General features: G+C 70.2%; 18 protein-coding genes. 6 read left to right on the top strand and 12 right to left on the bottom strand.

Annotated features, from left to right (window positions below; all coding sequences use genetic code 11):
- The first annotated feature begins 58 nt into the window (after positions 1–58).
- Together HQ314_RS14660 and HQ314_RS14655 are read left to right on the top strand one after the other, a co-directional pair.
- On the top strand, positions 59–880 hold the full coding sequence (locus HQ314_RS14660; RefSeq protein WP_222627086.1) for an alpha/beta fold hydrolase: 822 nt from the start codon (positions 59–61) through the stop codon (positions 878–880).
- Positions 877–1,179: an MGMT family protein gene (locus HQ314_RS14655; protein ID WP_027506835.1), complete on the top strand. Its 303-nt coding sequence runs from the start codon at positions 877–879 to the stop codon at positions 1,177–1,179. The genes HQ314_RS14660 and HQ314_RS14655 overlap by 4 nt, the downstream gene beginning before the upstream one ends.
- A gap of 7 nt (positions 1,180–1,186) precedes the next feature.
- On the opposite strand, the gene HQ314_RS14650 is transcribed toward HQ314_RS14655, so the two are convergent.
- On the bottom strand, positions 1,187–2,668 hold the full coding sequence (locus tag HQ314_RS14650; protein WP_056447838.1) for a PLP-dependent aminotransferase family protein: 1,482 nt from the start codon (positions 2,666–2,668) through the stop codon (positions 1,187–1,189).
- Positions 2,669–2,743: 75 nt separating this feature from the next.
- Between HQ314_RS14650 and HQ314_RS21425 the strand changes: the two genes are divergently transcribed.
- Both HQ314_RS21425 and HQ314_RS14645 read left to right on the top strand, forming a co-directional pair.
- A complete protein-coding gene (locus HQ314_RS21425) occupies positions 2,744–2,878 on the top strand; it encodes a hypothetical protein (protein WP_261769634.1) in 135 nt (44 codons plus the stop codon).
- Positions 2,879–2,911: 33 nt separating this feature from the next.
- A complete protein-coding gene (locus tag HQ314_RS14645; protein WP_156380533.1) occupies positions 2,912–4,708 on the top strand; it encodes an NTP transferase domain-containing protein in 1,797 nt (598 codons plus the stop codon).
- Here HQ314_RS14645 and HQ314_RS14640 read toward each other — a convergent pair.
- From HQ314_RS14640 to HQ314_RS14605, 8 genes are all read right to left on the bottom strand, one after another.
- Positions 4,650–5,378, bottom strand: a complete 729-nt coding sequence (locus HQ314_RS14640) for a sirohydrochlorin chelatase (RefSeq protein ID WP_081821423.1) — start codon at positions 5,376–5,378, stop codon at positions 4,650–4,652. The genes HQ314_RS14645 and HQ314_RS14640 overlap by 59 nt on opposite strands.
- Positions 5,375–6,580 (bottom strand): uroporphyrinogen-III synthase, encoded by a 1,206-nt coding sequence (locus HQ314_RS14635; RefSeq protein ID WP_222628501.1) that lies wholly within the window; start codon positions 6,578–6,580, stop codon positions 5,375–5,377. The genes HQ314_RS14640 and HQ314_RS14635 overlap by 4 nt, the downstream gene beginning before the upstream one ends.
- Positions 6,580–7,035 carry a nitrite reductase small subunit NirD gene (gene nirD / locus HQ314_RS14630; protein ID WP_051613601.1) on the bottom strand — a complete coding sequence of 152 codons (456 nt, stop codon included), beginning with the start codon at positions 7,033–7,035 and terminating at the stop codon, positions 6,580–6,582. The genes HQ314_RS14635 and nirD overlap by 1 nt, the downstream gene beginning before the upstream one ends.
- Before the next feature lie 101 nt (positions 7,036–7,136).
- Positions 7,137–9,650: a nitrite reductase large subunit NirB gene (gene nirB, locus HQ314_RS14625; protein ID WP_222650435.1), complete on the bottom strand. Its 2,514-nt coding sequence runs from the start codon at positions 9,648–9,650 to the stop codon at positions 7,137–7,139.
- A gap of 47 nt (positions 9,651–9,697) precedes the next feature.
- Positions 9,698–11,230: an FAD-dependent oxidoreductase gene (locus HQ314_RS14620; RefSeq protein WP_222650434.1), complete on the bottom strand. Its 1,533-nt coding sequence runs from the start codon at positions 11,228–11,230 to the stop codon at positions 9,698–9,700.
- Entirely contained in the window at positions 11,227–13,392 is a 2,166-nt protein-coding gene (locus tag HQ314_RS14615) for a molybdopterin oxidoreductase family protein (RefSeq protein WP_222650432.1), read from the bottom strand. The genes HQ314_RS14620 and HQ314_RS14615 overlap by 4 nt, the downstream gene beginning before the upstream one ends.
- Positions 13,389–14,861 (bottom strand): nitrate/nitrite transporter, encoded by a 1,473-nt coding sequence (locus HQ314_RS14610; RefSeq protein ID WP_373425225.1) that lies wholly within the window; start codon positions 14,859–14,861, stop codon positions 13,389–13,391. Before HQ314_RS14610 ends, HQ314_RS14615 begins: the two co-directional genes overlap by 4 nt.
- Before the next feature lie 134 nt (positions 14,862–14,995).
- On the bottom strand, positions 14,996–16,312 hold the full coding sequence (locus HQ314_RS14605; protein ID WP_056447820.1) for an MFS transporter: 1,317 nt from the start codon (positions 16,310–16,312) through the stop codon (positions 14,996–14,998).
- Between the two features lie 87 nt (positions 16,313–16,399).
- Here HQ314_RS14605 and HQ314_RS14600 point away from each other — a divergent pair, with 87 nt between their 5' ends.
- On the top strand, positions 16,400–17,095 hold the full coding sequence (locus HQ314_RS14600) for a FadR/GntR family transcriptional regulator (protein ID WP_222650431.1): 696 nt from the start codon (positions 16,400–16,402) through the stop codon (positions 17,093–17,095).
- Here the strand turns inward: HQ314_RS14600 and HQ314_RS14595 are convergent.
- The 3 genes from HQ314_RS14595 to HQ314_RS14585 form a co-directional block, all read right to left on the bottom strand.
- Positions 17,092–17,946: a TIGR02569 family protein gene (locus tag HQ314_RS14595; RefSeq protein ID WP_027506841.1), complete on the bottom strand. Its 855-nt coding sequence runs from the start codon at positions 17,944–17,946 to the stop codon at positions 17,092–17,094. The two genes, HQ314_RS14600 and HQ314_RS14595, sit on opposite strands and share 4 nt — an antisense overlap.
- Positions 17,947–18,028: 82 nt before the next feature.
- Entirely contained in the window at positions 18,029–19,207 is a 1,179-nt protein-coding gene (moeB, locus tag HQ314_RS14590) for a molybdopterin-synthase adenylyltransferase MoeB (RefSeq protein ID WP_222647036.1), read from the bottom strand.
- 19 nt (positions 19,208–19,226) lie between these two features.
- Entirely contained in the window at positions 19,227–20,240 is a 1,014-nt protein-coding gene (locus tag HQ314_RS14585) for a DUF3152 domain-containing protein (RefSeq protein WP_051613603.1), read from the bottom strand.
- A gap of 149 nt (positions 20,241–20,389) precedes the next feature.
- On the opposite strand from HQ314_RS14585, the gene HQ314_RS14580 reads away from it, so the two are divergent.
- Positions 20,390–21,040, top strand: a complete 651-nt coding sequence (locus HQ314_RS14580; RefSeq protein WP_027506843.1) for a TetR/AcrR family transcriptional regulator — start codon at positions 20,390–20,392, stop codon at positions 21,038–21,040.
- Positions 21,041–21,107 lie beyond the last annotated feature (67 nt).

The following is a 21,107-nucleotide window of genomic DNA, read 5'->3' as shown; positions in this document are numbered from 1 at the left end:
TCTCCGAGACCGACTCGGTTCCGCCACCGCGTCGACACTCGACCGCTCAGGAGACCCCATGCCGACGACCTCCGAATCCCCCGCCCCCACGACGGATGCCGACGACGTCGCCGTGTACGGCCCGGCGTCCGGACCGGTGGTCCTGGCGATCCACGGCATGACCGGCCACGGCAGGCGCTGGCATCGGTGGAGCGAGCACCTGCCCGAGGCCCGCGTCGTCGCTCCGGACCTGGTGGGTCACGGCAGGGCACCGTGGACTCCGCCGTGGTCGATCGAGCGCCAGGTCGATCGGCTGGCCGACGTTCTACGGGCCCACTCGGCCGGGCCCGTCGTCGTGGTCGGCCACTCCTACGGGGGCGCGCTCGCGATCCATCTCGCGAGGTCGTTCCCGTCGCTCGTCGCGGGACTGGTGCTGCTCGATCCCGCCATCGGCCTGTCGCCGGACTCGATGCTGGAGACGGCGCAGTCGACGGTGCTGTACGACGACTACACCGATGCCGCGGAGGCACGCTCGGAGAAGCTCCACGGCGCGTGGTCCGACGTCCACCCGGCTCTCGTCGACGAGGAGATCGCCGAACACCTGGTGGACACCGACGACGGGCGAGTGCGATGGCGGACGTCGACGGCCGCCGTTGTCGCGTCGTGGGGCGAGCTCGCGCGCCCGTTCGTGCTGCCGCCCAGTGACATTCCGGTCACCGTCGTGCGCGCCGCGCGGGTGGACCCGCCGTACCTCACACCGGAGTTCCGGGACGCACTCGTCCGCTCGTCGCCGGACGTGCGGATCGTCGACCTGGACTGCGACCACATGGTGCCGCAGGCGAAGGGTCCCGAATCGGCAGCTCTGGTCGACGAGATGATCCGACGCGTGACGACGTCGTGAGCCGCATCACCGACGAACAGGTCGAGGCCGTGCGCGCCGTCGTGGCCGCAGTCCCCCCGGGCAGTGTCACCACGTACGGCGACATCGCCCGGGTCGTCGGACTGCCCAGCCCACGCATCGTCGCGTGGATCATGCGGACGGACTCCTCCGATCTGCCGTGGCACCGGGTCATCCGTGCCGACGGCCGCCCGGCTCCCCACCTCGTGACACGTCAACTCGCGGCGCTGGCCGAGGAGGGGGTGTCGTCCGTCGACGGCCGCATCGCTCTGGCGTCGGTCCGGTACCGCCACGAGCCCTGATCGAGTGTCAGACCATCGCTTCGGGGACGGCGTGCGACGGAACGCTCTCGCGGGGCCCGGCATCGACTCCCGCTCCCACCAGTTCCGCGAGGACGGCGACCGCGTCCTCGATCTCCTCGGGGCTGCGGGAGAACGGGATGCGTTGGCACTCGTCGAAGGCGTATCCCGTCCCGAAGCGTGACCCGGGGGCGAGCAGCAGTCCGCGCCCGCGGGCCGATTCCACCAGGTCCGTCGACCGGACACCCGGTGGCAATGTGCACCACAGCGACAGTCCGCCGCGCGGCCGGTGGAAGGTCCAGCCCGGCAGCGACCGCGTCACGGCCGCCATCGCCGCGTCGCGACCCGCCCGCAGCTGATCGGCGCGGTGCGTCACCACCGCGTCGTACTCGCCGAACAGTTCCACGGCCGTGTACTGATCCATCATCGACACCGAGAGCTGCCGCCTCGCGTAGGTCGTGGCCACGCGCGCCAGGTGCACCGGGTCCGCGCGCACCCACCCCACCCGCAGCCCGCCCCAGACGGTCTTGCTCAACGATCCGACCGTGATGCAGGCGCGGTCCGGGACCGGTGCGCCGAACGGCTCGACGTCGGCGTCGCCGTCGAGACGGAGGTCGGCCGACGCCTCGTCCACCACGGTCACCACGGCGTGCCGATGCAGCGTGGCCGCGAGCCGACGCCGGGACGTCTCGGGCAACACCGCTCCGGACGGGTTGGAGTGGTCGGGCATCAGGTAGGCCAGTACCGGATCATGTTGCCGCGCAGCCCTGTCCATGTTCTCCACGAACGTGTCGGGATCATCCGGATCGATGGCCACCGGAACACACTTGCCACCCACGGCTCGCACCATGTCGATGGCACCCGGGTAGGTCGGGTGTTCGGTCAGCACACGATTGCCCTGTTCGACGAAGGTGTCGATCACGGCGTGCAACGCATCGCTGGCGCCCGCGGTCACGAGAATCTGGTCGGCGCTGGTGGGGAGCCCGCGAGCGGAGTAGTACCGGGCGATCGCCTCGCGCAGTCGGCCCACACCGGTGGGCACGTAGCCGACGTGCAGGCCCGTCGTGCTCAGCGCGCGGGCAGCAGCGTCGTAAGCGGGTCCCAGCAGGGCCGAGGCCGGCGGCGCGGCGTTGACGAATTCGAGCACGCCCGGTTGGGTGCCGCGCAGGATGCCGCCCCACGGCTGACTGTCCCCGCGCGGAACGACGAAGGTGCCCGCCCCGTGCACCGACACCGCGATGCCGTGCTCACGGAGTTCGCGATAGGCCGACGCGACCGTCACACGGCTGACCCCCAGCACCGACGCGAGGACGCGCTCCGCGGGCAGGCGGGCATCGGCGGCCACCGCGCCTTCCTCGACGAGACGGTGCAGTTCCTGCGCGAGTCCGAGGTACAGGGACCGACTGTCCCGCGCGACGGCGGTCATGTCGATCGCGGCGGCGAGTGCGCGCGCCGACAACCCGTCGCGCAGCCGTGCGGGAGTGGATGCCATGCCGCCACTATGCCACAGTCCACTCGAGTCCAGTGGACTGCTCCATCAGGCCTCTCGCCGGTCGAGACTCTGTCCATGATCGTCATCGGAACACTTCTGGCCCTGTCCACTCTCAGCATCGGGTTCGGCGCCGTCGCCGTCGCGGGCGGCGGTCGCCACTCTCTCGAGGGCCCACCGCGCAGTCGGCCCGTGTCCACCACCGGTCGATGAGCCTGCCGCGTCGCCTCCACTACTGTGGATCACATGTCGGGACGCACAGCGCGCACGGACGCGCTGATACTCGCCGGCGGACGCAGCTCACGGATGCAGGGAACCACCAAGCCTGCCGCGCTCGTGGACGGAGTCACCCTCGTCGATCGGGTGCTGGGAGCGACGTCGTTCTGCACCGTCACCGTCCTCGTCGGACCGGACGACGTGACTGCCGACCCGCCGGGACCGAGGCGTGTCCGCCGCACCCGCGAGGACCCGCCGTTCGGAGGCCCGGTACGTGCGTTGGCGGCCGGGCTGGCCGTCACCGTCGACGACGGTGACGGTCCGCGGGAGAACGACGTCGTGTTGACCCTGTCCGCCGACCTGCCGTACATCACCGAGCCTGCACTCCGACTGCTCGTGCGAGAACTGCTGCGAGACACGACAGTCGAAGCAGTGTTCGGAACCGACTCGACCGGTCGCACCCAGTACCTCGTGGGCGCCTGGCGTCGCGACGCCCTCGTTCGAGGCGTCACCGCCGCGCTCGCACGCTGTCCGGCGGACGCCGAGCGCGGCCCGTCCATCCGCGACGCCCTGCCGGACGTCGTGGGCACCGTGGCGCTCACCGGCATCGACGACGTGGACACGCCCACCGAACTCGCGGCCGTCCGCACCGCGTCGAGACGCCCCTCCGTCGAGGTGGCGCGCGTCCTCGTGGGGAGCAGACTCACCGCGATCACACCTCGTACCGCGTCCCTGGCCGACAGCCTCGGCGGCACGCTCGCGGAGCCGCTGATCGCCGCACGCCCGTTTCCGAGCTTCGTCACGTCCGCGATGGACGGCTACGCCGTGCGCGGCGACGGACCCTGGCACGTCGACGACGCCGTGGTGGTCGCCGGCGCCACCGACGACGTCGTCCTCGACACCGGCCACGCGGTGCGCATCGCCACCGGCGCAGCGGTTCCGGCGGAGGCGGGCGTGGTACGCGACGAGTTCGTCGTTCTCGACGACGACGGTCTGCTCCACCGGTCGGACGGCGCACCCGTGCGCGACGACGCCCGCAGTGTCGCCGAGGACTGGGACGGCGGAAGCGAACTCGCGCCGGCGGGCACCGTCATCTCCCCCGCCGTCGTGTCGGCCGCGCTCTCTGCCGGCGTGATCCGGGCGTCGACGCGCCCCGCCCCGACCGTCCGACTCGTTCTCACGGGCGACGAGATCGGCGACGACACCGCGCCGGTGGCCGGGCGCATCCGCGACACCATCGGGCCGGTCATGCCGACGTACCTACGGTCGTGCGGGTTCGCACTCGCCGACGTCGCGCACTGCGCCGACACCGACGATGCCTTCGACGCGGCGATCCACGGCGGTGCGGACTCCGCACCGCCGGACGTCGTCGTCATCATCGGCGCGACCGGCGGCGGCGCCGCGGATCGACTGGACGACGCACTTCGACGTGCCGGAGCACACCGTGTCGTCGACGGACTCGCCTGTCGTCCCGGCGGTTCCGCCTCCGTCTCGGAGCTGCCCGATCATCGTGTGGTCCTGGGTGTGCCCGGCAATCCGTATGCCGCCGTCACCACGGTGATGCTGCTCGGCCCCGCCATCGCCGCGGCCTTGACCGGACGGTCCGTCCCGATACCGCTGACCGGAACACTGGCCACCGAGGTCGATGCCGGTGACGTCACTCGAGCCCTGCCCGCGTCCTACCTCGGTGCGGGTACCTGGCGGTGCGAGAGCTCCGTGCGTACAGCACATCTCGCGGCGCTGGTGGGCCGTGACGGCATCGCCGTCGTCACTGCGGGCCGGAGTCCGGGCGCTCCCGTCGAGATCGTGCCGCTGCCGCAGAGATGACGTCGGCACCCTCGCGGTAGCGATCGACGAGCAGCTGCACCACTCCCCCGTGCAGCCCCAGCGGTTCGGTGACACCGTCCGCTCCAGCGGACTGCAACCTCGTGTGAAAGAGGCCGGGCGCCAACAGGTACGAGGCGACGAAGACCTTCTCCCCGGTGGCCTTCAGAGTGGGGACCAGGTCCGCCGCGCGCGGCTCGCCCGTGGCGACGTAGGCGACGGTGACCGCCGATCCGGTGACGGCGGCGAGCTGATCCGCCGCGGTGTGCACGTCGTCGAGGGCCCGCACGTCGGAGGAGCCCGCCGCGGCGAGGACGATGCGATCGCCGGTCGTCCATCCGATCTGCTCGAGCCTGTCACGCAGTACCCGCGCGAGGTCGAGATCCGGGCCCAGTGCGCGGGTGACGTGGACGTCGTCGTGACCGCTCTCGGCGATTTCGCGGGGCACGTCCGCATGCACGTGATAGCCCGAGGCCAGGAAGGCGGGCACGACCACGACGGGACCGTCGACATCGCGCAGAACCTCCGACGGAGTGGGTCCGAGCACGTCGACGAAGGCGACCCGCACCGGGCCCACGTGCGAAGCCACGGCGTCGGCCAGCGCGGCGATCACCTCGACGCCCGCGGGGTTGCGCGTGCCGTGTGCGACGAGGACGAGTCGAGGATCGCTCACGACGCCTCCCCCGTCCGGCCGAGGCCGCCGCCCGGAACACTCGACACGGCGTCGATCAGGTCGTCCGCGCTGTCGTCGACGGCGAGGCGGTATCCCCGCTTGACGACGGTCTGGATCGCTCTGGGTGCGCCGAGCGCGGACCGCACTCGCGCCATGGCCGTCTCGACGGCATGGGTGTCGCCGCCCCCACCCGGCAGAGCGGCGAGCAGGTCCTCGCGGGAGACCACCTGTCCGGGACGGCGAGCGAGAGTCTTCAGCACGGCCATGCCCGCGGGTGACAGAGCCTTGGGTGTGCCGTCGACGACGACGCACGCGCCGAGAACGCGCAACTCGTGACCGCCGGCCCGGACGATGCCCGCTCGACGCGGAAGTTCGTCGGCGACGTGGCGCACGAGAGCTCCGACACGCGCCCGCGCGGGCGCCGTCGTGGGAACACCCAGTACGTCGAGCGGAGCGGAGGTCACGGGCCCGACGCACACGGCGAGCACCCGATCGCGGAACGACTGCAGCATCGGTTCCAGCACACCGTTCTCCTTGGCGCGCATCAACATCGAGGCCACGGCGGGGGCACTGGTGAAGGTCACCGCATCGAGGTCACCACACAGTACGGCTTCGATCATGCGGTCCATCGGTGCCGAGTCGTCGGGTTGCACCCAGCGGTAGACCGGAACCGGGATGACCGTCGCGCCGGCCTGCCGCAGCACCTCGCAGAAGTCCGGAACGGGCTCCCACTCGGTGGTGGCGCCGTGCAGTTGCACCGCGACGCGGACGCCGTCCACGCCCTCCGCCAACAGATGTTCCAGCACCTCCGCGGACGACTCGGACTCCGGTGACCACTCCTCGCGCAGACCTGCTGCACGGATGGCCCCCTTGGCCTTCGGCCCACGGGCGAGGATGCGGGTGCCCTCGAGGGCCCGAGTGAGCTCCTCGGCGTCGCCCCACCCGTCGGCGGCCTCCATCCAGCCACGGAAACCGATGCCCGTGGTGGCCACGGTGACAGCCGGCGGAAACTCGATGATCTCGCGGGTACGACGACCGAGCTCCGCATCGTCCGACAGCGGAATGATCCTGATCGCCGGGGCGTGCACCACGTTCGCTCCGCGCCGTACCAGCAGCGAGGCCAGTTCGTCGGCGCGTCGAGCCGCGGTGACGCCCACGGTGAACCCCGCGAGGGGAGCGTCGGACGAGGTCGGCTGATCGATCACGGGGATGTCGTCTCCGTTCCACTTCTCGGCCGGACGGATGTGCCCGAGGTCTGGGTCGATGCGCCCGAGGGCTGGGCGGACACTGCGACGACGCCGTCGATCACGGTGACCTCGTGTACCGCCAAGGTCGTGTCCGGGTCGTCGAGGCAACGGCCGTCCACCAGCGAGAATACCTGCTTGAGCAACGGCGACGCGACGGTCGGCTCGCCGCCGCGGTCCCCGACCAGTCCGCGCGACATCACGGCGGCCCGTCCGAAGGGGTCGATGTTGCTCACGGCGAACAGCTCCTCGTCGCCGGTGCGGAACAACGCCACCTGCGCCCCGGAGGGCAGCAACACGGCGACTCCCCGACCCGGAGTGAGTTCCGAGAGTGCGAGCGCGGTGATCCACTCGTCGGTGTCGCCGCTGGTCACGGTCGTGGAATGGCGAGGTGCTGAGTCGATGACAGTCATGGTGGTCCTCCCTGGGGACAGTTCTACGGGGCTGGTGTTACTCGGCCGTTACGGCGACATGACGGGCCACATCTCGGCCGGCCTCCGGCCTTCCCGGCCACTCACCCGACCGGAACGGACGGCATCCCCATCAGGACCGGAACCTTGCGGGCACCGGACTCGTCGAACGAGACGGTGGGGTCGGACTCCTCCGGGGCGTTGACGAACGAGACGAAGCGCGCGAGCTTGGTCTCGTCCTCCAACACACCCCGCCACTCGTCCCGGTACCCCTCGACGTGCGACGCCATCGCTGCCTCGAGGTCCGCGGCGATACCCAGGCTGTCCTCGCACACGACGGCGCGCAGGTGGTCGAGTCCACCCTCGAGACTCTCGACCCACGGCGCCGTGCGCTGCAGGCGGTCCGCCGTGCGCACGTAGAACATGAGGTACCGGTCGATGTACCGGACGAGAGTGGTGTCGTCCAACCCCGACGCGAGGAGTTGCGCGTGCTTCGGCGACTGCCCGCCGTTGCCGCCGACGTACAGGTTCCAGCCACTCTCGGTGGCGATGATGCCGACGTCCTTGCCGCGCGCCTCGGCGCATTCGCGGGCGCAGCCGGACACACCGAACTTGATCTTGTGCGGGGACCGCAGACCCCGGTAGCGCTTCTCGAGGTCGACGGCCATGCCCACGGAGTCCTGCACGCCGTAGCGGCACCACGTGGACCCGACGCAACTCTTCACGGTGCGCAACGACTTCCCGTAGGCCTGACCCGACTCCATGCCGGCGTCGACCAGTCGCTTCCAGATGGCGGGGAGCTGCTCCACGCGCGCGCCGAACATGTCGATGCGCTGACCACCCGTCACCTTGGTGTACAGACCGAAGTCGCGTGCCACCTCACCGATGACGATCAATTGTTCGGGAGTGCACTCTCCACCCGGCATCCGCGGCACGACGGAGTAGGTGCCGTTCTTCTGGATGTTGGCGAGGAAGTGATCGTTGGTGTCCTGCAGTGCAGCCTGCTCACCGTCGAGGATGTGTTCCGAGGACGTGGACGCCAGGATCGAGGCCACGACCGGCTTGCAGATGTCGCAGCCGGCGCCGCGGCCGTGAGCGGCGACGAGACCGGAGAACGTGCGGATGCCCGCGCCGGCGACGATCTCGAACAGTTCTCGCCTCGACTGGGAGAAGTGCTCGCACAGGGCCTTCGACATGACCACGCCCGACGCGGCGAGCAACTGCTTGATCGTGGGGAGACAGCCACCGCACGTGGTGCCGGCGTCGGTGCAGGACTTGACCGAGGCGATGTCGCAGGCGCCCGCAGCGATGGCCGAGCAGATGGTCCCCTTGTCCACACCGTTGCACGAGCACACCTCGGCATCGTCGGGAAGCGCTCCGGCGCCGAGCTTCTCGCCGCTCGGCGAGATCAGTGCAGCCGGATCGCCCGGGAGTTCGCGGCCGACGAGCGGGCGCAGCGTCGCGTACGCCGACGCGTCCCCCACCAGGATGCCGCCGAGCAGAGTCCTCGCGTCGTCCGACAGCACGAGCTTGGCGTAGGTGCCCTTCGCGGCATCGTTGAGCACCACCTCGAGTGCGCCCTCGGTGGCGCCCATCGCGTCTCCGAAACTGGCGACGTCCACACCGAGCAGTTTGAGCTTGGTCGAGAGGTCCGCGCCCGGGAACTCGGCGGTACCGCCGACGAGCCGATCGGCGACGACCTCCGCGCTGGAGTACCCCGGAGCGACGAGACCGTAGCACCGGCCCTCGATGGCCGCACACTCGCCGATGGCGTAGATCGCGGGATCCTCGGTACGGCAACCGATGTCGGTGAGTATGCCACCACGCTCGCCGACCGGGAGGCCGCTGGTGCGGGCGAGAGCGTCCTGCGGGCGGACACCCGCCGAGAACACCAGAAGGGCGGCATCGATGACGCTGCCGTCCGCCAGAGTGACGTCGATGCCGTGATCGTTCTCGGCGATGGCCGAGGTGCCGACACCGGCGTGGACGGTGACACCGAGCTCGGTGACGAGCTTCGCCAGGACCGCACCGCCGCCCTCGTCGACCTGCAGCGGCATCAGTCGCGGCGCGAATTCCACCACGTGCGGCGTCATGCCCATCTGCTTCAGGGCGTTCGCGGCCTCGAGACCGAGCAGGCCGCCGCCGACGACCACTCCCACTGCGCCGGGGCCGGCCGCGTCGGCGCAGGTGCGGATGCGATCCAGGTCGTCGATCGTGCGATAGACGAAGCAGCGATCGAGGTCGTGCCCCGCGATGGGCGGGACGAACGGGTAGGACCCCGTGGCCATGACCAGCGCGTCGTACGGCACCACCGCACCGTCCGAGGTGGTGACCACCCGAGCGTCGCGGTCGATCGACCCGGCCCGCACGCCGGTACGCAGGGTCACCGCGGTGTCCCCGACATAGTCGTTGCCCGCCAACGCGAGTTCCTTGTGGTCCCAGGCGCCGACGTAGGACGAGAGCCCGACGCGGTCGTAGGCGGGGAGGGCCTCCTCGCAGAGGACGGTGACGGACCACTCGCCGGCCGTGTCGCGTGCGCGCAGCGCCTCGACGAACCGGTGGCCCACCATTCCGTGTCCCACCACCACGACTGTGCGGTGAGCGGTCTGGTCGGTCATGACAATCTCCTCGGGAAACGGTGAACGGGTGGTGTGACTCGGGTCGGTCATGCGGTGACCGGGAAGGCCGGAGGCCGGCCGTCTGTGACCGGGAAGGCCGGAGGCCGGCCGCTGTCGGGGACGGGATCCGCTCGGTGCAGCCAGTCGCAGAGGCCGTCGACGACGCCCACGCAGCTACCGCAACCGGTGGTGGCGCGGGTCTTCTCGGCCATGGCCTCGGGGGTGTGGGCACCGCCGCGCCACGCGCTGACCAAGTGCTTCTTGGTGACGGTGTTGCAGCGGCAGATCACGGCTGCGTCGGGCATGGTCGACGGGTTGGCGCTCTCGGTGGGGCCACCGACGAGGTGCCCGAGCAGCAGGGTCATACGGTCGACGGGGACGAGCGATCCGCCGTCGAAGTACTGGCTGAGCGTTCCGACGACTTCCGGGTTGCCGAGCATCACCGCGCCGACCAGGCGGTCCTTGCGGACGACGACCTTCGCGTACCGGCCGCGGGTGGGGTCGCTCATGACGAGGACCTCGGACTCGGTGTCGTTCGGGTCGACGTCGATCTCGCCCATCGAGGCGAGGTCGACGTCGTGCGCCTTGAGGCGGGTGATCTGCGCGGTGCCGTGGTACTCGGCGCGGGACGCGCTGCCGCACAGCTGGTCCGCGACCACCCCGGCCATCTCCCAGGCGGGCTGGACCAGGCCGTAGACCTCACCGCGGTGCTGGGCGCACTCGCCGATCGCGCGGATGTGCGGGTCGGAGGTGCGCAGGTCGTCGTCGACGACGACAGCGCGGTCGACGTCGAGCCCGGCCGCGACGGCGAGGTCGATGTTCGGACGGATCCCGGCCGCGACGACGACCAGGTCGGCGGGCAACGCGCTGCCGTCGGACAACACGAGTTCGCGCGCGCCGTCGGGCGCGGTACGCAGAGCCTCGGCCCGAGCGCCCAGCGCCACGTCCATCCCCAGCTCTCGCAACACTCGGGTCAGCACGGCGCCGCCACCGGCGTCCATCTGCTTCTCCATCGGATACGCGCGGGGGTGGACGATGGTGACGTCCGATCCGCGCATGAGGGCGCCGCGTGCGGCTTCGATGCCGAGAAGCCCGGCGCCGATCACGACGACGCGGGAACCGGGTCCCGTTGCTGCGGTGATGGCGTCGCAGTCGGCGAGAGTGCGGAACGCCACCACACCGTCCGCGGGGTGACCGTCCGCGTCGGTCATGCCGGGCGCGGGCGGCAGGAAGGACCGCGAGCCGGTGGCGAGGACGAGCGTGTCGTAGGTGTCCGTGGACCCGTCCGAGCGCGTGATCGTGCGCCGCTCGCGATCGATCGACGTGACCGCGACCCCGATGTGCGTCTCCAGACCGTTGCGCTCGCACCAGTTCTCGGGCTTGATTCGAGTGTCCCTCGGGGTCAGGTGCCCGGCGACCACGTTGGAGAGCAGGATGCGGTTGTACGCGGCGTGATTCTCGTCGCCGTAGACGACCACCTGGACGCGGGCCGCATCCGCGTCGCGTCGGTGGATCTCCTCCTGCAACCGGGCACCGGCGAGGCCGTTCCCGACCACGACGACGCGATGAGGTGCACTCATGCCGTCTCCCCGTCCGTCGCGCCGACCAGGTGCGCGGCGATGCGCACCGCGCAGACCTTGAACTCGGGCATCCGGCTGGTGGGATCGAGTGCCGGGTTGGTCACGAGGTTGGCGCGCGCCGCATCGGCGAAGTGGAACGGCAGGAACACCGTGTCGAGCCGCATCGACGCGTCGCACCGCACGCGGGCGACGACCGTTCCGCGGCGCGAGACGACGTCCGCGTCGTCGCCGTCCTCGAGCCCCGCGCGACCGGCGGTGTCCGGGTGGACCTGGACGAACATCGGGCCTGCCGCCTCCGACAGGGACGGCACGCGCCGGGTCTGCGCACCGGACTGGTAGTGCGTGAGCACCCGCCCCGTCGTCGCGAGGAGAGGAAAGTCGGCGTCGGTGGGTTCTGCGGGCCCGACCTGGTCGACCGTGACGAAACGCGCCCGCCCGGTGGGTGTCTCGAAACGATCCAGGAACAGTCTCGGTGTGCCGCCGTGCGTCTCCGACGGTACCGGCCAGTGCAGCGCCTCCCCGGCGTCGAGACGCTCGTAGGTCACGCCCGAGTAGTCGGCGATGCCACCGCGGGACGCTCGGCGCAACTCCTCGAACACCGTCCGTGCGTCGCGGGGGAAGCGGTCGGCGGGCTGGCCCAGGCGAACGGCGAGATCGGCGAGGATGTCGAGCTCCCCGCGCGCGCCCTCGGGAGCGTCCACGGCCCTGCGCCGGCGCAGGATGCGGCCCTCGAGAGAGGTCATGGTGCCCTCCTCCTCGGCCCACTGCAGAGTCGGCAGCACCACGTCGGCCATCGCGGCAGTCTCGGAGAGCACGAAATCGGTGACGACGAGCATCTCGAGTGAGGCGAGCCGGTCGACGACGTGACCGGCCCGCGGGGCCGAGACGGCGATGTTCGAGCCGTGCACCATGAGCGCGCGGGGACCACCGGGGGTGCCGAGGGCGTCGAGCAGTTCGTAGGCGCTCAGTCCCGCACCCGGGAGTGCGGACTCCTCGATACCCCAGAGGGCGGAGATGTGTTCGCGCGCTGCGGGATCGGTGATCTTGCGGTATCCGGGAAGCTGGTCCGCCTTCTGCCCGTGCTCGCGTCCGCCCTGTCCGTTGCCCTGGCCGGTGATGCAGCCGTATCCGGTTCCGTGTCGTCCGCACAGTCCCAGCACGAAAGAGAGTCCGATGACGGCCGAGACCGTGTCGGTTCCGGACGCGTGCTGTTCGGCGCCACGGGCGGTGAGCACGTAGGCGCCCGTGCCCGCGTCCCGTGACTGCGCCAGCAACCGCACCGTCTCCCGCAGGCGAGCGACGGGAACGCCGGTGACGCGCTCGGTCCGCTCCGGCCACCACTGCGCCGCCGCCGTCCAGAACTCGTCGAAACCCTCGGTGCGTGAGTCGATGTAGTCGCGATCGGCGTACCCCTCGACCACCGCCAGATGCACCAGGCCCAGCGCGAGTGCCAGGTCGGTGCCCGGTGACAGTTGCAGGTGCACTCCGCCGGCGGACAGCGCCCGGTCCACCGTCGCGGTGCGCCGTGGGTCGGCGACGATGAGCCCGCCCGCGTCGGCGGCGGTCCGGAGATGCTGCACGAAGGGGGGCATCGTCTCCGCGACGTTGCCGCCCAGCACCAGCACGGCCCGCGCGGAACCGATGTCCGCCAACGGGAACGGCAGTCCTCGGTCGATTCCGAACGACTTGTTGCCGGCGGCCGCGGCCGACGACATGCAGAACCGCCCGTTGTAGTCGATGTTCGACGTGCCCAGCGCGACACGGGCGAACTTGCCGAGCATGTAGGACTTCTCGTTGGTCAGCCCGCCCGCCCCGAAGATCCCGACCGCGTCGGCGCCGTGCTCGGCCCGGACGCGTCGAAGCGTCGTGGCCACCGCGTCGAGTGCGGCATCCCAGGTCGTCGGGACGAGTTCCCCGGCGACACGCACCAGTGGTGTGGTGAGCCTGCCGGGCACTCGCAGCACCTCGGCGGCGGTCCACCCCTTCTGGCAGAGACCACCCTTGTTGGTCGGGAACTGGCGGGCCTCGATCCCGGCGCTCGCTGCATCCGTGCCGGTGACGGTCATCGCGCACTGCAGCCCGCAGTACGGGCAGTGCGTCGCCGTTCCTGCTCGGGTGGCCGGTGGCCGAAGGGTCTCCGGCACGGATGCAGCGACGGTCATACGGTGACCACGTCCTGCTCGTTCGCGGTACGCGCGCCGGATCGGCGGAGGTACACGGCCCACGTGGCCGCGGCGCAGAGGACGTAGAAGACGAGGAAGACCCAGAAGGCGGACGTCGCCGACTTCTCTGCGCCCGAGTACGACGCGCGCAGGACCAGGTTGATGCCCACTCCACCGAGCGCGCCGATCGCACCGGCAATACCGATGAGCGCACCGGACATCCGGCGGGACCACGCGGCCTGCTCGGTGGCCGACATCCCCACCAGCAACGTCGACTTCGACGCGAAGATCGCCGGAATCATCTTGTAGACGGAGCCGTTACCGAGCCCCGAGAGCACGAACAGCAGGATGAAGCCGACGACGTAGAACACCATCATCGATCCGGTCGCCGCTCCCGCCGTGGCGTCGTCCGTCATCGACGTCGCGACGAGGATGCCGGCGGAGAAGATCATCGCGACGAAGGTGTACATCGTGATGCGGCCGCCGCCGACGCGGTCGGCGAACTTGCCGCCGATCGGTCGGGACAGGGAACCGAGGAGCGGGCCGATGAACGCGATCTGAGCGGCGTGCAGGGAGGCCTGTGCCTGCATGGCCGGGGTGACAGCACCCCCGTCGGCCAGACCGGCGAGGAAGTTGATCTGCAAGATCTGCCCGAACGCGAAGCTGTAACCGATGAACGACCCGAACGTACCGATGTAGAGGAACGCGATCCACCACGAGTCGGAGAAACGCAGCACGTCGATCATGGAGCGGCCGTTGGTCTTCTGGTTGTCCAGGTTGTCCATGTACAGGGCCGCGCCCACGGCGGCGACCGCGATCAGGACGAGGTAGACGGCGCACACGATCTCGGGTGCGGTGTTGCCCACCGTCGCGATGACGAGGAGCCCGATGAGTTGGATGACGGGGACACCGATGTTGCCGCCGCCTGCATTCAGTCCGAGAGCCCACCCCTTCTCACGCTGGGGATAGAAGGCGTTGATGTTGGTCATCGAGGAGGCGAAGTTGCCGCCGCCCAGTCCCGCGAACGCGGCCACGACGAGATACGTCGTGTACGAGGCGGGATTCATCATGAAGTACAACGTCAGCACGGTCGGGATCAGCAGCACGAGGGCGCTGAAGATCGTCCAGTTACGGCCGCCGAACTTCGCGGTGGCGAACGTGTACGGGATTCGCAGGATGGCGCCGACCAGTGTCGGCACGGCCACCAGGAAGAACTTCCCGGCCGGGTCGATGCCGTACTGCGCCATCGGCATGAAGAGCACCATCACGGACCAGATGGACCAGATGGAGAAGCCGACGTGCTCCGCGACGACGGACCAGATCAGGTTGCGGCGGGCGATGTGCTTGCCGCCGGCCTCCCAGGCCTCGACGTCCTCCGCGTCCCAGTTCGTGATGTGGTGCTTACGAGCGACTGCACCGGGGGCACCGGTGGGCGCCGTGGCAGCGCCGGTATCCGACAAGCTGGTCACGAGTGGCCTCCTGATCTCTGGGGAAGCCCAAAGATAGGAAAACCATGTTGCGGGGGCGCTGCACGCTGTGACCCGTGCGTGAACTTGACCTCACGTCCGTGTTTCCGGGTTGGTGAGGGTCTGCTTCGTGAGGGTCAGGGTCGCGACTGAGCCTGGCGGACGGGCCCGTCCTCGAGGACGCGCGGACGGCAGGCGGCCTTGGCGGCGACCAGCAGCACGGCGATGCCGCACGTGAGGAACGCGAACGACCACTCCCAGCCCCCGGTGTTCTCGTGCAGCACACCGAAGAGAATGGGGCCGGCGCAGGCGATGGTGTACCCGACTCCCTGCGTGAAGCCGGACAGGGATGCCGAGCCGACGGCCGTGCGCGTGCGCAGATTGATGAGCGTGAGCGACATCGGGAACGTCGTCGGACCTGCACCGACCAGGATCAGCCACAGCACCGTGCCCGTCGCGGGCGCCCACAGCAGGCCCGCGAAACCTGCGAGATAGCAGACCGCGCAGCCGATGACGATGGGATAGGGGTCGACCATCCGACTGGTGAAGGACGGCGCGAGCAGGGAACCTGCGAGACCGACCGCGGCGAACACCCCGAGCGAGGCACCGGCGGCACCCTCGCTGATGCCGGCCTCGACCAGGAGGGAGGGCAGCCACGTCAGCATCGAGTACGTGACCATGGACGTCATCGCGAACATGCCGGCCATCCCCCAGCCGAGCGAGGTGCGCCAGACCGGGACGGGCGGCGCCACCGGCTGGGCCGACGGCTCGGTGAGCGGCCCGTCGAGCTCGGCCTCCACGGCGGCGTCCTGCGCCGGAGCCTCCGCACCGCGCACCGCGGGGGCGGCGGGGCGAGTGCGTCGCGTCAGCACGATGGCGGTCCACGGCACCACGGCGGCGACGGCGGCCACACCCCACATCGCGAGCGACCAGCGCCACCCGACCGCGTCGGCGACGGGGACCGCCGTGAGCGACGGGACGATGGTGCCCAGCTGCAGGAGGCAGATGTAGACGGTGCTCATCATGGCGAGCCGGTCGGAGAAGTAGCGCTTGACCAGCGGCGGGATGACCACGTTGCCGATACCCATACCGGCCAGGGCGACCGCCGAGAGCAGCGCCAGCGACCCGAGCCCGGGGGCGAACGCCCGCGCGAAGATGCCGACACCGGTCAGAGCCGCCGCGGCGAGTGCCGTCCGCTCGAGTCCGAGACGAGTCGCGATGACCGGGGTGAGCACGCCGAACAGCGCGAACATCGCGGTCGGGAGCATCCCGAGGAGCCCGATGGCGCCGGCGCCGAACCCGAGGTCGTCGCCGATCCGGGGGAACAGCGGCGACACCGAGGTGACCGCTGCCCGAAGTGTGAACGCGGACAGGATGAGTGCCGCGAACACCAACAGCCGTCCCTGCAGTGTCGAGCGTGACCCGGGCTCGGCAGTGGTGGCGGTCGCAGTCATGGGACGAATCATAGGATGATCCGACCTGTCTGGCAAAGGACTACTAGACTGGCCGAGACCGACACCACACGAGAGAAAGACCCTGACGTGCAACCCGTACGCCGACAGAGCCTCATCGGGCAGGTCACCGACCAGTTACGAGGCGAGATCGAGTCCGGGACGTGGGCCGTCGGTACGCGGATACCCACAGAACCGGAGTTGACCGAGCTGACCGGCACGGGACGCAACACCGTTCGCGAGGCCGTCCAGGCGCTGGTGCACGCGGGCATGCTCGAGCGGCGCCAGGGATCGGGCACCTACGTGCTCGCGTCGTCGGAGATGCCGTCGGCCCTCGGCAAGTACTTCTCGTCCGCGCGGCGACGCGACGTCCTGGAGCTGCGGCGGGCGCTCGACATCACCGCGGCCACACTGGCCGCCGAGCGGCGGACCGACGAGGACGTCCGGATGCTCGAGGACACCCTGGCGCATCGGACCGCACTGTGGGACGTCGACCGCACCCGGGCCCTGCATCTCGACGTGTCCCTGCACCGTGCCATCGTCGCGGCCAGCCACAACAGCATCTACCTGGAGGTCTACGACTTCCTGCTCCCCAGTATCGAGGAGACCATCCTCGACCACGACGCCGATTCCGACCGTGCGTTCCACGAGGAGCACGCGGCCCTGGTTCGAGCGGTCGTGTCCGGGGACGCCGACGCGGCGGCCACCGCCGCACGCTGCTTCTTCACCGAGCTCGCCGCGGACGGTGCCGACGATCGGGACACCGACGCACTGCCGACCGACTAGAGGATCAGGCGCACCAGATCGGCGGTACGGGCCAGACCGGGAAACGCCTCGGCGGTCGAGCGCGGATGCAGAGCGTGCACCGCGAGGCGGAACATCACCGCCCGCAACAACATCTGCGGCCACTCGGGGAGGTCCTCCCAGCGGCCGATGAGCCCGTCGTCCGCGCCGCCCCAGGAGAGCGCGTCGACGACCACCACGGCCGCGGCCCACGATGCGGGGCGCCAGTACGGGGTGATGTCGGTGATACCGGGAGCCTGCACGCCGTCGAACAGCACCGTGCCGAACAGATCTCCGTGCACCAACTGGTCGGGCTCGCGCACCGGCCGACGCAGGGTGGCCAGCTGACCGATCACCTCGACACTGCGCACACCGTCCGGCGACGTCGGCTCCACCGCTCCCCCGGCGCGGGCGGAGCGGAACGGAACCTGTTCCCACGCAGCACGATCAGCGGCGACGAACACGTCCACGTCACTCCACGGCGCGACCGGCGTCTGGGTCAGGAACCGCGGTTTCTCGAGCTGCGACGTCGCGACGTGCAGCCGGGTCGCCAGCGAGACGACCTCGTCGTGGCGGGGTTCGGGAACCCCCTCGATGTACGTGTCCGCGCGCCATCCGGACACGACGTAGCGGCCGTCGGTCGACCGCACCGGTCGCGCGAGCCGAACCCCCTCCACCGCAAGGGTTTCGCGCACCTTCGCCGACCAGGCACCGCGGGCGTGATCGGCCACCGGGGACAGGACGACGTCACCGAGACGCCAACCGCCGTCCCAGTCCGCTCCCAGAGCCACCGGCGCGACGTCTCGGAGCCCGAACGTGCCGATGACGTGCTGGGGAGGTTCCGCCGATGTCATGACGGCCACCGTACCGCCGCCGCGGTGCGAGTCCGCAGACCCCGGTGAGCGCGTGTCCCGGCACGCGTGACCGAACCCGGTGTCAGTACGTCGGGACGGTGGGGTCGACGTCGCGCGCCCACGCCTCGAGTCCGCCGCGCAGGTGGTGGACGTCGGCCATGCCGGCGGACCGCAGGACCGCGAGTGCCTCGGCCGAGCGGACACCCGTCTTGCAGTAGAGCACCACCGGCCGGTCCGTCGGCAGCGACGCGACCGCGTCACCGGCCACCACCGTCGGCAGAGGCATCAGCGTTGCGCCGTCGAGGTGCACGATGTCCCACTCGACCGGATCCCGCACGTCGATCAGTGCCACCGGGGCACCGCCGTCCAGCAGCGCGCGCACGGCCGCCGGATCGAGGTCGCCGTCCACCGAGTCCACCGACGGCAGGGGCGAGGCCACACCGCAGGACACCTCGTAGTCCTCCTCCACCTCGGACACCCGCACGCGACCGGGGTCCCGGCGCAGGGTGACCGTACGGAAGGTCATGGTGCGCGCGTCGTAGACCAGCAGACGCCCGAGCAGCGTGTCGCCCATGCCCGTCACCAGCTTGACGGCCTCGGTCGCCATGATCGAGCCCACGACCCCGCAGAGCACGCCCAGCACGCCGGCCTCCGAACACGACGGCACAGTGCCCGGCGCGGGCGGATCCGGGTAGAGGTCCCGGTAGTCGACGCCGAGACCGCCGGGTGCGGCGTCCCAGAACACGGACACCTGCCCGTCGAAGCGATAGATGGATCCCCACACGTAGGGAATGCCGGCGACGGCAGCCGCGTCGTTGACGAGGTACCGCGTCGCGAAGTTGTCGGTGCCGTCCACCACCAGGTCGTACTGGCGGAAGAGGTTCACCGCGTTGCGGGGCTCGAGCCGGACCTGGTGCAGCCGGACCTCGATGGTGGAGTCCACAGCCCGGATCGACTCGCGGGCGCTGACCGACTTCGGCCGACCGATGTCGGCCTCGCCGTGGATGATCTGTCGCTGCAGGTTGGAGGCGTCCACGTCGTCGAACTCGACGATGCCGAGGGTGCCCACGCCCGCCGAGGCGAGATACAGCAGCACGGGCGAACCCAAGCCGCCGGCACCGATCACCAGGATTCTCGCGTTGCGCAGACGCCGCTGGCCCAGCACTCCGACGTCGGGTAGCAGCAGGTGTCTGCTGTACCGAGCGACCTGCTCGCGGCTCAGCTCCGGGCCCGGTTCCACCACCGGGTCGACGATCGTCATGCTCCTCGTACCTCCCCGGTCAGGCCCTGGGGTACGGCCAGGGGTTGAAGCGACAGGTCTTGCCGTCCATCGGCACCACGCCCGCAGGATCGAGTACCGCGATGTCGTCGTTCGCCGTGCCGAAGGTCTGCTGCATCATGATCGGGGCCAGGCCACCGTCGGTCTCGCAGGGCTGGTGCGCCTGGTACCCGATCGCGTGGCCCACCTCGTGGTTGATCTGGTACTGCCGATACGACCCGATGTCGCCCTGGAACGCCACGGCGCCGCGCACCCAGCGCGGCTCGTTGAGCACCACCCTGCCGATACCGGGGTTGTAGCAGGACACCTCGAGCTGGATGTCGTACCCACACGCGTCGCGGATGGTCATCTGCGACGTCAGCGAGACCCGGAAGTCCGGATCACCGGTGTCGACGCGGCGGAACGCGAAACGCTGATCGTTCGTCCAGCTCTTGGGATTGGCGAGAGTCTGGTCGACGAGGCGACCGAACGACTCGTCGCCTCCGAAGCCCGTCGTGTCCACGCCGTCCTCGATCTCGACGGTGTAGGTGAACGTGCGTTCGGTGCCCTGGCCCACCTGGTCGGTGACTCCCGGCACCACGCGCCACGTGCCTGCGCCCTGCACCGCGAACTGACCGCCGTCGGGCAGCTGACCACTGGACACCGTCTCGGCGAAGTTCCCGTCGGCCTGCGGCGGGACACCGATGATGCCGGTGTCGTCGGTCGTGTTGCTCAGCGCGGGGAATCCGGGTGCCGAGTCCGTCGTGGACGCGGTTCCGGGATCGCGTATCGCGTCGACGACCACGAGCACCGTCACGACCGCGAGGATCGGGATCGCGTAGGCGCGCCAACCGTAGGTCGACGTGAACCGCCCCAGCCGGCTCTGCTTCCGGGCGCTGCGCTCCGGCCGTGCGGCGCGTGTGCGTCCGGGATCGACCGCGGTGGGATCCCACTGGGCGCGCAGAGGCTGATGCGAGCGTCGCGCACGGTCGTCACGCGTCGCAGGCTCTCTCTGCGGTTGCCGTCGGTCACTCACCGATCCAGGTTCTCACACGCGTCTGCGGCCTCCGGTCGGCGCGCCGGGGTATCGTCGTCACGATCCGGAAGAACTTTCATGCCGCGTAGTTCCGATGTCTGAGTGATCCTCGTCCACCGGTGTCGCGGCGGATGGGACACACGAAACACATGACAGACGTCGCCGACCGAAGCTCCTCCGTGGGCGGGACCGGGAGTGGCCGGCGCAGTGCTCGACTGCCCCGTGATGCACGCCGCGCCCAACTCCTCGCCGCTGCCGGGGAGATCTTCGTCGCCCGCGGGTACCACGCCGCGGGGATGGACGAGATCGCGGAATGCGCGGGCGTCAGCAAACCTGTTCTGTACCAGCACTTCCCCGGCAAGCTCGACCTCTACGTCGCGGTGCTGCAGAACTACGTCGACAGCCTCATCTCGGGTCTGCGCCAGGCGCTGCGGTCGACGACGGACAACCACAAGCGCGTCCGGGCCGCCGTGCTCGCGTTCTACGATTTCGTCGACAACGACAGCCAGGGATTCCGCCTGGTGTTCGAGTCGGACCTCATGGGCGACCCTCAGGTGCAGAGCCGCGTCGATCAGGCCACCGAGGCCTGCGTCGACGCCGTGTTCGACCTCGTCAGCCACGACTCCGGACTCGACCCGCACCGCGCCCGCATCCTCGCCGTCGGCCTCGTGGGCGCGAGCCAGTTCACCGCCCGCTACTGGCTCGAGGCGGATCGCCCCATCACCAAGGAGGAAGCGGTGGACACCACCGTCACCCTCGCCTGGGGTGGACTCTCGCACGTCCCCCTGCAGTCCCAGTAGGCGACGCACCCCGGTCTCACGAACCACGACGGCCCCGCACCAGCAGGTGCGGGGCCGTTCCTCGTGC

This window comes from Rhodococcus sp. BP-332, from assembly GCF_019836065.1.
Classification (GTDB): Bacteria; Actinomycetota; Actinomycetes; order Mycobacteriales; family Mycobacteriaceae; genus Rhodococcoides.
The sequence above is the reverse complement of the archived record's forward strand: the minus strand, read 5'-3'. Positions and strand labels throughout refer to the sequence as shown.

Coding starts and splice junctions, on each gene's coding strand:
- HQ314_RS14660 (WP_222627086.1), top strand. CDS start 59: ATGCCGACGACCTCCGAATCCCCCGCCCCCACGACGGATGCCGACGAC.
- HQ314_RS14650 (WP_056447838.1), bottom strand. CDS start 2,668: ATGGCATCCACTCCCGCACGGCTGCGCGACGGGTTGTCGGCGCGCGCA.
- HQ314_RS21425 (WP_261769634.1), top strand. CDS start 2,744: ATGATCGTCATCGGAACACTTCTGGCCCTGTCCACTCTCAGCATCGGG.
- HQ314_RS14645 (WP_156380533.1), top strand. CDS start 2,912: ATGTCGGGACGCACAGCGCGCACGGACGCGCTGATACTCGCCGGCGGA.
- nirD (WP_051613601.1), bottom strand. CDS start 7,035: ATGACTGTCATCGACTCAGCACCTCGCCATTCCACGACCGTGACCAGC.
- nirB (WP_222650435.1), bottom strand. CDS start 9,650: ATGACCGACCAGACCGCTCACCGCACAGTCGTGGTGGTGGGACACGGA.
- HQ314_RS14620 (WP_222650434.1), bottom strand. CDS start 11,230: ATGAGTGCACCTCATCGCGTCGTCGTGGTCGGGAACGGCCTCGCCGGT.
- HQ314_RS14615 (WP_222650432.1), bottom strand. CDS start 13,392: ATGACCGTCGCTGCATCCGTGCCGGAGACCCTTCGGCCACCGGCCACC.
- HQ314_RS14605 (WP_056447820.1), bottom strand. CDS start 16,312: ATGACTGCGACCGCCACCACTGCCGAGCCCGGGTCACGCTCGACACTG.
- HQ314_RS14595 (WP_027506841.1), bottom strand. CDS start 17,946: ATGACATCGGCGGAACCTCCCCAGCACGTCATCGGCACGTTCGGGCTC.
- moeB (WP_222647036.1), bottom strand. CDS start 19,207: ATGACGATCGTCGACCCGGTGGTGGAACCGGGCCCGGAGCTGAGCCGC.
- HQ314_RS14580 (WP_027506843.1), top strand. CDS start 20,390: ATGACAGACGTCGCCGACCGAAGCTCCTCCGTGGGCGGGACCGGGAGT.